The sequence below is a fragment of the Rhodopirellula maiorica SM1 genome, from assembly GCF_000346295.1.
Taxonomy (GTDB): Bacteria; Planctomycetota; Planctomycetia; order Pirellulales; family Pirellulaceae; genus Novipirellula; species Novipirellula maiorica.
Window position 1 is genome coordinate 1 of the sequence record NZ_ANOG01000149.1, and the last position, 10,969, is coordinate 10,969.

The following is a 10,969-nucleotide window of genomic DNA, read 5'->3' on the forward strand; positions in this document are numbered from 1 at the left end:
GCACGACCAACGCAGATGCCATTGGGCGGTGCCACGGTGGTGAAACCAGAGTAGTAGACCCGACCATGAGCCCAGTTCGATCCGCGGCGGTCATTGAGATCCACATTGGCAGAACTCAAATCCCAGTAAGCAGGACGTGCGGCGTCAAGTTTGTTGTGCCAATACTTGGGACCATGGTGCGTCACACTCGAATCGCGATGCATGTGGCTGAAAGCCTCGCCTTGACCGTTACCCACCACGATTTCTCCCATCGCGATTGTATTGGACAAACCGTCCAAGACGCCCCGGAACTTGGTGGTATGCCGCGTGAAGAAGAAGCCACGCTCGTAGCTCTTCAAGAACGCTTCGTTCCAAGTGTTACCGGTCGAGGTATCGGATCGGCCGTCCGAGCCGACGCCCCCATAATGATTCTCGTGAATCGTGTCCCCAAAACAAACCGCATAGTTGGTGTACGCAGTTTCCGCCCCTGTCTTCACTGTCGGATCGCTCGGACAACGAAGTGCCGGAACTTGAGTCAACCAAGGAACATAGTTGGTGTCCGAGGCGATGGGGCCCATCGGCGGATAGGCGGGTGTTTTGACCGTGCCATCACGATTAAACCCATACGGATTGGAGATGGCTTCCCACAATGCTTGTTGCTCGATGAACGGCAGCAAGCCAACCAGGGCACTTAGGTCGTTCGAGTTATTTTCGGTCGCACCCGACGTCAAATCAAATGACCCGCCCATCTGCTTTGGCAGCTGGTTGTAGGCGCTGTGATAGTTGTGAAGGGCCAGACCGATCTGCTTGAAATTGTTACTGCAACTCATTCGCCGAGCGGCTTCGCGGGCGGCCTGCACCGCAGGCAGCAACAAACCAACGAGCACGCCGATGATGGCGATGACGACAAGAAGTTCAACGAGAGTAAAACCTCTCGACCTTTTGGACTTCGCTTGAGCTAGGAACTCCATGGAAAATGCCTTTGCAAAAAGAGGAGACAAGAAGCGCGAAAGGATGCCTCCCGTCGTCCGGAACCGTTCTGACTCTGGCAGGACGTTGGGCGAAGCATCTGCCAGTAATCGCACGTGTACGCCACGATTTTCCAAATAAAATCGAATTCAATGCTTTTGGCTGCCTGTCGCGGCGCTACCTAAATCGGCGATCCGACATTTCCATCTGCACTCCGTTCGCAAACCCGAACCGGTGTGGATTTGACATTTTGCCAACCGCCCGGTCCGCGGTAAAAAAACTCCTTCTTCTCTCTCGTATTGTCTTCGCCGCCATTTAATGCGGCGTTTTGCGGAATCCCGATCGCTGCATGCGTGGTTGCCACCCTTTAAAAAACCGAGTCCTCTCCGCATCAACCGACAACCAAACGCGTCTGAGCTGCGATACAAAGTTCTTTTATCGCCTCACACGATCAAAAACGATGGCGTCGAAGTCGTCGATCACAGGCATAAAAAATTTCCGGAAACTTTTTATCAGCGAACAAAAGCGTTCACACCCGAGAAGACTCAGCCACACGATGTTCGCTGCGGTTCCAAGCGAAAACCCCAACCGGATTGGTGAAACCGGTTTTCAGATAGGCTCCAAGAAGTGTGGGAGCCCGAGAAGTGGAGACACTTGTGTCAAATCTCCGGCGACAACCCCACCGCGACGATGCCATACATATTGGCAGGAGAATCAGTACCTAGCTCATTGGGATGAGGCAGACGGCCATTGGTCCCCAGCCGCACAACACCGGGCTTACGAACGACTCGCCGCCAGATCGAATGAGATTGATCGACGCTGTTGCCCGGTCCCACTCCCAATTCGGTCAAATCCACTGTCTCGTATTGCATCGCCACTTCATCGACACCAATATCCTCAGGCATCGGTTCAAACGACTGACGCAACCACTGAGGCGCCTGCACACGATTGTCCATCAAGATATACAGCGTGCATGGACGCTGGATGGTCAAATCGACTTGCACTTCATCCATAATCTTGTCGTCATTAAACGTTTTGACATAGTCGCCACCGACCAAATAGGACGGCATTCGCTCTCGGATTCCATTCCACTGGTGAGGACGATCGACAAACGCCTGAACGTCTTCGCCCATCCCACCCGTAACAATCTCGTAGAAGCTGTAGAAATCGTCTCGCACGATATCATCCTGAACGGCAGCGATGATGGGATGATAGGCTTGAGCGGTGGTGTTGGCGTGCAAACGCTTATTTCGCACGCTGACGATCCGTGAAACGGTTCCTGTGTTGGTAACCTGTACCGCCTGTCCTGCGTGCACCCGCTTCGCGTATTTCGGCTGTTCCTCGGCGTGTTCGGAATTGGGAAAACTAACGTCAACCTCGCCATCAAACACCACAATATCGGTCGTGGTCTCTCGTGCATCGACGGAATAGGCTTTCGCGTCATCGGTGATTCTTGCTTCGCGGGTATCCACCGACAAACCGCGTTCCCCGTCTGCATTCTCGACTTGCATCTCACCAACGACCAAAAAGAGATGGTCGCCAGAATTGACGTCGACGATGGCCGGAGAGTGCAGGATCGCTGAAGCCTTGCCGGCAAGATCGAGCTTTGCCGTTCCCGATCGCAATTCGATCGTATCGCCTCGACGAAGTGCGCCGCTGTCCTGATCACTGACGCGGTTTAGAGCCCAAGTCGTCTCACTAGACAATTTCGTCAACCGCCCCACCACCGGTTGCTCCGCAAGCGAATGAGCTGTGACGTTTGAGTTTGCAACAGGCTGACCTCCGGTCCAAAGATCAAATGACATTGCGAACATCATCAATAGTGACGCCGCGATTGCAATCACACCGATCGCCCATGCAAGTCGCCGTTGTTGTGATTGTTCCGTCGGCGATTCGCTACCCGCCAATGTCGTCTGCTTCAACGAATCGATCTCACCCTCGCAACTGCCCAAATCCCACTGCAATTGCGACTCGATCGCAATCATTTCCCAGTAGTACGTTCGCAGCTTTGCCGAACTTTCCAACAAGCTTGAAAGCTCCAATAGCTCATCGTCGGCGATGTTGCCATCACATTTGCGATGCGTCAGCTCTCGTAAACGTTTTACTGACGATGGAACGTCTTCTTCAATCACTTGTGGATACTCTTCTAAATTAAATAACGACGTGTTCACGCCGCAAGGAATACGACAGGGCGGCCTTTTGTAGCTCTGGTTTGTGACCGGCCCAAACAAACCGCATTGGGTTACCCATTTTCTAGTTGTGAGAACTTCACGCAGCGACGCAGCGTGTCTCTTGCCCGGTAAAGCATCTTGTAAACGGTGCTGGCCGGACGATTAATTTCACCTGCCAACCTTTCGATGCTTTGACGGTGTCGATAATAGCCTTCTATCACTTTGCGATCCTCCGTTTCCAATTTCTGCAGACAACGCGATAGCGAATCTCGGCATTCATCGAGATAGTTTTCCGATTGCTCCCATTCGTCCGTCAGTAATTCGATGGCCGAATTGCCCAACACCACTTTGCTCTTGGCATTGCGACTGTGGAAACTCTTCACTTCCATGGAGGCAAACCCGAACGCCCACTGCAAAAAGTTTTGCGACGCGTCGTACTTCATTCGTTTTCGCCACAACGCCAAATTCACCTCCTGCAACAAATCATCCGCATCCGAAGGGCGAGCCACCAAGCCAAGAATGAAGCAACGAAGCTGCCTCTGGCTGGACGTCAAGCGATCGACAAACTGTTCGTCGCTCAAACCGCTCTCGTTATTTACATCAGCCATCTTTGCTTGATCAGTTCACAATGAATTCACTTCGTCATCCAAAAGCAGGATTCCCCTTTTGTTTGATACTACCCCAGGCGACAGGCAAAATGTTGACCCAGTTTGTACCCATACATTCGCACCCAGGTCGCTGTTTTTTCCAACAAAAGTCGGAAAAACGCCAAAAGTCTCCCGCCAAGCCACCCAACGTTGACGCCGCCATGGTTTGCGTCGCCGGACAAGACAGCCCCCCCTACTGCCAAGGGGTTTCCTCGTATCTCTTTACGATTTCGCCATCACGCATGTGCCCCGCAATGAGCTCTGGCGGTGTTTTGAAGGGGAAAACGGGGCAGCAAACCGGCCGACCAAGGAGATGAGGACACAGAGCAACCCTGGCGGGGGGATGGTCCTGGGACTGGCGGATAAAAAGAGAGAAGATCCGCGAGCAAGAATTGCTCCAAAATCAAATGCCCAGGGCGGGACTCGAACCCGCACAGCCATAACGGCCGAGGGATTTTAAGTCCCTTGTGTCTGCCAATTCCACCACCTGGGCGTGCCGACAAAATACGGCATTTTTCGCCGCTAGTCCACTCCAGGTGCTGCCAGTTTCATACGGTCACATGCCATTTTTTGACCACCAGCGTGATTCGTCTCCTGTTCCATCCACCTCAAGTTTCATCCACGCTGCCCCGCTCGCTGCTCTGACTCCGACTTGAAATGGCAATACGATCGAGACTCCACTACCTTCATACCGCAGTATCTTCGCGTGGAGCGAGCCAGAGGATGTGCTCTGCCTCGGACTCTTCATGCTCTTCAAAGCGGTCAATAAACAAGGTCACTTCGTGAACCGCGTCGGGCCATGATTCAAAAGGTGGTTCGACTTGATCCAGCCGGCCGGCCAGATCATCGAGCTCTGAAAGCAACTCCTCGTGGTCCTGACACGCTTGGCGATAACTCGCCTCGACCTCAACCGAACCTTTCGGGTAGTGCGAACGCAACTCTCTGCCAATCTGATCCTCCCGAACAAAATGATCCACAAGTCGGTCGCGAATTTGACGCAAGCGACTTGCAGACTCAATAAATTCCGGCGTCTGCTGCTCCGCAACATTGCTGGTCCAGTCGCGGAAAGCATCTAACTCCCTCTGCAAACTGGAATGCTCTTGTTTCCAATGGCTAAAAAGCATGGAAACGCTGTGCTTCGATACGGGTTTCATGGATCTGACTCTTTTTAGTTGTGTTCGGTGTTGAGTATCCCTTTTTCCTGTAAATCCGTGTTGATAGGACAATGCAGCAACGATAGTGCCGCCACTGGGTCACAGGACCTTGGCGGTGGAGAATGTGACGGCTGTATAGGAAGCCGAATTATTCGCAATTCTATCGGGAGACAAAGAAAAAGTTGCGTCCCAAAAAAAACGCTACCAGTGAACATTCATGCACATTTGCAGCCGTTTGTTGGTTGATGCTCCGTCAATACTCGCCGCTGCGGTGATCGATTTTCGCTCAAAAACCGCTTCGATTCGAAGCAACCACTTCGCTGAGCGACGCGTACGAAAAAAGCCGAACGAATCAAACGTCCGGCTTTTTCGATGTTTTAACAGTGAAAAGATGGCAACCTTTTTCGCTCGCCAATCGGACACTTACTCGGTTTCTTCAGCCGCTTTTGCGAATGCTTTCGCAAAGGCCTTCTCACTAAAGACCAATTTCACCTTGGCATCACCCTCGGCCTTTTCCACTTTTCCTTTGCAGCCATTGCAACAGAACGTCACTTTAACGCCCGAAACCTCGGTTCCAGTTTCTGGGTTCAGCTCTCTGCCGCTAATAGGACAAGCCTTTTGCTCATATTGCTTAGTCGCCACCAGTTGACGATTAGCACTGTTGGCAAACTTTTCCTTGTTCTTCGCAAACTTTCCAGCGCATCCATTGCAGCAGAAATAAACTTTGCCGTCTTTGTAGTCCGCTGACTTTTCCGCATCAGCAGGCTTCGATGCGACAACGCATTTCACACCTTCCAAATCGACATCGCCAGCGAATACCGTCGCGGTAGCAACCAGGGCGATGGCCAAACCACTTGCAACTTTCTTCAGCAACATTCTTTTCTTCTCCAAAATTGGTTTCAATCAATACGCTCGTCAGCATTAAAGCATAGGTGCTCTGCCAAGAGGAAGCAAACTGGCGAATTTATACCGACTCGCCTGACATCGTCCCCCTCGCAGTGACCATACAACCACTTACTGGCCAATACGATTGCCTGCCGAGACTTCTAATAACATCCTCAAGTAGCTTCGTGATTCGCTTCGCTGCAAGCCCAACCGTTCCGCCAGTCGCCCGATTCGGTCGCGGGCTTGCTCGACATCCGACTCGTGTTTGACAATCAGTTCGATTTCGGCGAATCGCCCCACCTGCTGGACTTCATCTAAGACAACAGAAAAACCGTCCAAATCACCTAAGCCTGCCTCTAACGAGGATTTCTCTGGATCCACCAACACCGGCTCAAACACCGAACGTGCCTTACAGACTTCGGCGACCCGCTGAAATCCAAGCAACTGTAGCAACGCTTCGGTCTTTTCGCCGTCGGCATCACCGGGCCCCAATTCCCACTCCAATTCACGCCGAGCCTTGATCGCGCCAGGCAACTTCGTTCCTTTATACGTGATCCGCGGCACTCCATTGATCCGCCGCACCCGCAACGCTTCTTTCGACTCGGCAAAATCGCGGCACGGATGATTGTAATAGGTGTCCCGGTGAGTCTGTGTTTCGATGGCCTGAAACCCTATTTTTACCAACTTTGCTTCCGTGGCAGTCGAATCATCCAAGTGAAACTTTTGTTCAACTTCGAACATGATGGCTTTCTCAGCAAGTGAGTGTGTGGCGGGTCAGTGCGCAGGTCCACAAAAACGATTGAATTAAATCCCCTTAGCCGCTTGGCCGATGACAGCCGGAAGCCCATCCCACTTTGGTGTGCTGGCTACGGTTTGGTTACTCGGCTCAGTGCTGCGGGGGTCCCTTCGCTGGTCACCCAAACATCACCGCCATCATTCATACAGAGGGCTTCGATTTGTCGCAAGCGAGGCAGATCGCTAGCTTCGGCCGCCTGCTTTGTTTGTTCGGCAACCGACATGTTGCGTGGTGAGCAGCGAAAGCAAAAAGCTTGAAAGTAGTTAGCAATCCACAAGTCGCCTGTACGAGAATCAATATCAGCAGCGGACACCATCGGCAGCGCCAACACGCCTTCGATCTTCGCCACCGCTCGGACCACAGGGAGAATCGATGAGGACGAATTTGTGCGGACGGTTTCTAGCCGTTCTAACAAACCGGATAACTCTACAGAGTAGACGTTAACGTACGGGATTGCGGATTTCGCAATCATCAAGATTTTGCCCCGTGTCGGATCCACGGCAACCGCTTCGCAATCGCGGGCTCCATCGGGGTAGGTAAGCTGTAAGGTAAGATAACTTTTTATTTTTGTCGCACGCGTCGGGTCAGGTTCGTCGAACAAATAAATAAAACAGGCATCGCGTTTGCTGTCGTTGTCTCCGCAATCAGCCACCAACAGGTACTTTCGATCACCCAGTTCAAACGAGGCCATGTCTTCCCAATCCACTGACGATGCCGCAACCAGTTCGCAGCTGCCGGTCGCCCTGCCGCGGACGTCAAAAGCGAACAACCGTGCGGTATCGCCCGAATCGTTGTGAGACCAAAAATGCTCAAGCCGCCGGTGCGAAGCGGCCAAACCACTGCTCTCGCTTAATTGGGGTACATCCAGATAGACTGGTGAGAATTTGGCGGTTGAGTCCGAATTCTGCCCATTTAACTCCTGGGCGAATGTCCACTGAACCGTCGCGATACTCGATAATAGAGTGAGCGAAAAGAGCGCGAACGCGATCGCACGAGAAGAAGCTCGCAGGTAACCCATTTGATTCATTGCTTTTTAGTAAACGACCTTTAGCGTGCCAATCCATTCCGAAACAACCGATATGAACGAAGTTCCCGTACAGCCTCGAGCGCGCCGGTCGTGGTGGCCGCTGCTCGTCTTAATCTTAGCATTTGGGCTGTTCGCTGTCAGTCGAAACCAACCCTCCGGCGATCCGCAAGACAGCGTTGCGGTCGGCAAGTCCGCGCCGCAATTGGAATTGGTTCGGCTTTCTCAAGATCCCTCCGAGATGTCCATCGAAGGGTTACCCACCGGCAAAGTGACGCTGATCCATCTGTGGGGCACTTGGTGTGGCCCCTGCACGATGGAGTACCCTCATCTGTCCGAGATGGTGCAAGAATTCGAGTCCAACGAAAACTTTGCGTTTATCTCCATTTCCTGCGAAGCCGGTGCATCGGAAACCATCGAAGGTCTGGCACAACGAACTCGCAACTTTCTTGATTCGATCGACGCGGATACCGACGTGTTCGCCGACCCTCGAGGCATGTCGCGTCAGAACGTTGCCGAGTTGCTTGGGAAACCACACATGTATTTTCCCACTTCGGTGCTGGTCGACCAACAGGGCACGATCCGCGGAGTGTGGGAAGGATTTTCGCCCAATGGTGTCGACCAGATGAAAGCCAAAATCGAAGAGTTGCTGTAGCGAAAGTCGCAGAGACTTTCGGCTACGACGAGCAAAACCAATACTCTTGACGATTTTCCGCTACGGAAAGATGTGTCACGGCATTGCCGATAAGACCCGTTAGCGATTCGGTTCTTCCCAACGCAAGCTCTGCTTCAGCTTTTTCGCGGCATGCACCGGGTCCTCGGCATCACGAATCGCTCCGGTAACCGCGATCCGGTCGCAACCTGCTGCGATGATTTCGCTGACGTTGCTTTGATCGATGCCACCGATCGCAAACGCCGGAATCGAAATCGACTGTGTGACTTGCTGCAAAAATGCCGGCCCCACGTAGGCATCAAACTGTTTGGTGCGGCCTGCGAAAACAGGCCCGCATCCAATGTAGTCGGCACCATCATCGACCGCTTCCTTTGCTTGCTGGATCGAATGAGTCGAAATCCCCAGCAAGCGGCGATCTCCGATGATGGCTCGGGCCGCCGCGGCGGGCAATTCTTCTTGTCCAACATGAACTCCATCGGCATCCGCGGCCGCCGCGATATCGGCACGATCATTGACGATGAACAATCGTCCGTGCTTTCGAGCCGCAGCGGCTCCGACACAGGCACGCTCGTAAAGTGTGCGGTCGTCGAGTGAGTGATCGCGAAGCTGAAAAATATCGACGCCAGCCTTGGCGAGCTGTTCAATCGAAGCAGTAAACTGGGTCTCGGATTCCCCACCGTCGATCAGCAGATACAACTTTGCTTCGGCGAGCTGAGTAACGCGAGTGTTGGTAAACGCCGCGAGTTCGAGCGTGGCACACGCTTGGTAGGCCCGATAGCGAATCTGTTCAATCTGGGCAGCAAAACGTGCATCGATCGTTTTGCCATACTCTTCGATCACCCTCAGCGATTGAGCGATACGTGCGGCAGCAGCGGCGATCACTTGTTGCGATGACGACCGCTTGTATTCAGTCGATTCACGAATCTCCGTCCCCACGTCGCCGGGCGTATCACGCGATTGGATCAATCGCTGGCGATCGAGACCGTCGCCCACTGCGGTGGTCAAATCGTGACGAAGCGACTTGAAGCAACCGCTAGCCGCAGCATCATCCTGGGCAAACCGAGCATACTCTTCCAAAGTACGAAGCCCCTCGGTCGCTCGATTTATCGAGGCATCCAGAATACGATAGGTTGCTTGGCCTGGTAGGATTGGCATCAGTTAGAATCGTGAACGAGAAAAGTGTTAGGAATAAAAACATGAAGACATCCGCAGCTTTGGCAAACATCGTGGCTTCGGTATTTGTGATTGCGATCACATGTTCGCCACTGGCAACCGCAGCCGACGAGGGCCAAAATCGAGCCAAGAAAACGCAAACCAAACCAACTGCGAATCGTAATGCAAAGCCCAAAAAGGTGAACCCGGCATTCCAGCCACCGGCGGCCGTCGCGGGACTTCCCAACGTGCTGCTGATCGGCGATTCGATCTCGATTGGCTATATGGTCGATGCCCGTAAACAGCTTGAGGGCGTGGCTAATGTTTACCGGCCGGCGGTCAATTGTGGACCAACGACTCGCGGATTGGAATCGCTAGAGAGCTGGATTGGCGATCGCAAATGGGACGTCATTCACTTCAATTTTGGGCTTCATGATTTGAAATTCATGGGTCCAAAAGGGCAAAACTTGGCGGATCCCAATGCGGCGACCAGTCACCGCCAAGTTCCGATCGATCAGTACGAAGCGAATTTGAGAAAGATTGCCAAGCGGCTCAAGGCGACCGGCGCGACAGTGATTTGGCGAGAAACCACGCCGGTTCCCGAGGGAGCGGCCGGACGTATCCCCGAGGACGCAAAGCGTTACAATGATGCCGCTGCCAAAGTGATGGCCGAAGTGGGTGGGATCCAGACCGACCCGATGTACGACTTCGCACTTGAGCATGCCGATTTACAACGGCCGGCGAATGTGCACTATACTGCTGCCGGATCGAAAAAGCTGGCTGAACAAGTGACCAAGTCGGTACGAGCTGCGTTAGAAAAAAAGTAGATCGTTCCCCCTTCCCACTCGGCCACCGTGGCTACAAAATTTCACTTCAGACCGCTGGCCGTTCTGAAGTGCCGATCTTTGCAAAAGCCCACTTCAAAACACTTTCTTCAAAACGCCCTCGTAGCTCAGCTGGATAGAGCAGCTCATTCCTCACGTGCAGATCAAGTTACACGAATCAGACTCATTGTCGTCAAACACTCAGCAGCGTAAAAGCGCAGCGCCCCTGTAGCTCAGCTGGACAGAGCATCGCATTCCTAACGCGAGGGTCGGAGGTTCGAATCCTCTCGGGGGTATTTTCCTTGACCAATGAAGGTCGGCTTCTAGTCTTATCAACGAGTGCGATTCAGCGGTCAGTCGTATTGCTCGAGTTGGCTGCTATTACTCGTATCGGCCAGGATGTGAGAGGCCTTACGCGGGTAATGAGACCCATGCTGTCGCTACGGGATCCAGCATCGCGCCACGGTTCAAACCATGGCGGCGAAGATGCAGACGAAGAGAGCAGTGGCGGGTAGCACGCCCGCTGCTAAGAAGTCCCCTGTATTCACAATCAGAGAAACAACCGGATCAACCGAGGAGAAAGAAGCAAACTGGAAACGATTTGAGAACGCGGCCGTGGCGGTGCTAGTCGCAGCGGCGAAACAACGAGCCCGTCGAGAGCAAGAGAATGGGTGAGCCCCGCTAGCTACCAACCA

At 53.1% G+C, this 10,969-nt stretch carries 11 protein-coding genes and 2 tRNA genes; 3 read left to right on the forward strand and 10 right to left on the reverse strand.

Annotated features, from left to right (window positions below; genetic code table 11):
* From RMSM_RS04430 to RMSM_RS04480, 9 genes are all read right to left on the reverse strand, one after another.
* Nucleotides 1-950 (reverse strand): DUF1559 domain-containing protein (locus RMSM_RS04430; RefSeq protein WP_008692179.1); only part of this gene is annotated, 950 nt, incomplete at its 3' end.
* Between the two features lie 657 nt (nucleotides 951-1,607).
* Entirely contained in the window at nucleotides 1,608-3,080 is a 1,473-nt protein-coding gene (locus RMSM_RS04445; RefSeq protein ID WP_144057371.1) for a FecR family protein, read from the reverse strand.
* Between the two features lie 110 nt (nucleotides 3,081-3,190).
* On the reverse strand, nucleotides 3,191-3,727 hold the full coding sequence (locus RMSM_RS04450) for a sigma-70 family RNA polymerase sigma factor (protein ID WP_008692186.1): 537 nt from the start codon (nucleotides 3,725-3,727) through the stop codon (nucleotides 3,191-3,193).
* 447 nt (nucleotides 3,728-4,174) lie between these two features.
* Nucleotides 4,175-4,259: transfer RNA gene (locus RMSM_RS04455), tRNA-Leu, on the reverse strand.
* Between the two features lie 193 nt (nucleotides 4,260-4,452).
* Nucleotides 4,453-4,992, reverse strand: a complete 540-nt coding sequence (locus tag RMSM_RS04460; RefSeq protein ID WP_160168227.1) for a hemerythrin domain-containing protein — start codon at nucleotides 4,990-4,992, stop codon at nucleotides 4,453-4,455.
* Between the two features lie 129 nt (nucleotides 4,993-5,121).
* Nucleotides 5,122-5,343 (reverse strand): hypothetical protein, encoded by a 222-nt coding sequence (locus tag RMSM_RS04465; protein WP_008692190.1) that lies wholly within the window; start codon nucleotides 5,341-5,343, stop codon nucleotides 5,122-5,124.
* On the reverse strand, nucleotides 5,344-5,823 hold the full coding sequence (locus RMSM_RS04470) for an eL24 family ribosomal protein (RefSeq protein WP_236622002.1): 480 nt from the start codon (nucleotides 5,821-5,823) through the stop codon (nucleotides 5,344-5,346).
* Between the two features lie 111 nt (nucleotides 5,824-5,934).
* Entirely contained in the window at nucleotides 5,935-6,546 is a 612-nt protein-coding gene (cyaB, locus tag RMSM_RS04475) for a class IV adenylate cyclase (RefSeq protein ID WP_008692195.1), read from the reverse strand.
* A gap of 125 nt (nucleotides 6,547-6,671) precedes the next feature.
* On the reverse strand, nucleotides 6,672-7,628 hold the full coding sequence (locus tag RMSM_RS04480) for a secreted protein (RefSeq protein ID WP_008692196.1): 957 nt from the start codon (nucleotides 7,626-7,628) through the stop codon (nucleotides 6,672-6,674).
* Between the two features lie 52 nt (nucleotides 7,629-7,680).
* Between RMSM_RS04480 and RMSM_RS04485 the strand changes: the two genes are divergently transcribed.
* The gene (locus RMSM_RS04485) at nucleotides 7,681-8,280 is read left to right on the forward strand and encodes a TlpA family protein disulfide reductase (RefSeq protein WP_040764085.1); all 600 of its coding nucleotides are present in this window, start codon (nucleotides 7,681-7,683) and stop codon (nucleotides 8,278-8,280) included.
* Between the two features lie 99 nt (nucleotides 8,281-8,379).
* On the opposite strand, the gene RMSM_RS04490 is transcribed toward RMSM_RS04485, so the two are convergent.
* Nucleotides 8,380-9,453 (reverse strand): thiamine phosphate synthase, encoded by a 1,074-nt coding sequence (locus RMSM_RS04490; RefSeq protein WP_008692199.1) that lies wholly within the window; start codon nucleotides 9,451-9,453, stop codon nucleotides 8,380-8,382.
* 41 nt (nucleotides 9,454-9,494) lie between these two features.
* Between RMSM_RS04490 and RMSM_RS04495 the strand changes: the two genes are divergently transcribed.
* Together RMSM_RS04495 and RMSM_RS04500 are read left to right on the forward strand one after the other, a co-directional pair.
* The gene (locus RMSM_RS04495; RefSeq protein WP_008692201.1) at nucleotides 9,495-10,277 is read left to right on the forward strand and encodes an SGNH/GDSL hydrolase family protein; all 783 of its coding nucleotides are present in this window, start codon (nucleotides 9,495-9,497) and stop codon (nucleotides 10,275-10,277) included.
* A 219-nt stretch (nucleotides 10,278-10,496) separates the two neighbouring features.
* Nucleotides 10,497-10,570 (forward strand) — tRNA-Arg (locus tag RMSM_RS04500).
* The last annotated feature ends 399 nt before the right edge of the window (nucleotides 10,571-10,969 follow it).

Bases quoted from the DNA above. Each gene is read 5' to 3' on its own strand.
- RMSM_RS04450 (WP_008692186.1), bottom strand. From the start codon at position 3,727: ATGGCTGATGTAAATAACGAGAGCGGTTTGAGCGACGAACAGTTTGTC.
- cyaB (WP_008692195.1), bottom strand. From the start codon at position 6,546: ATGTTCGAAGTTGAACAAAAGTTTCACTTGGATGATTCGACTGCCACG.
- RMSM_RS04480 (WP_008692196.1), bottom strand. From the start codon at position 7,628: ATGAATCAAATGGGTTACCTGCGAGCTTCTTCTCGTGCGATCGCGTTC.
- RMSM_RS04485 (WP_040764085.1), top strand. From the start codon at position 7,681: ATGAACGAAGTTCCCGTACAGCCTCGAGCGCGCCGGTCGTGGTGGCCG.
- RMSM_RS04490 (WP_008692199.1), bottom strand. From the start codon at position 9,453: ATGCCAATCCTACCAGGCCAAGCAACCTATCGTATTCTGGATGCCTCG.
- RMSM_RS04495 (WP_008692201.1), top strand. From the start codon at position 9,495: ATGAAGACATCCGCAGCTTTGGCAAACATCGTGGCTTCGGTATTTGTG.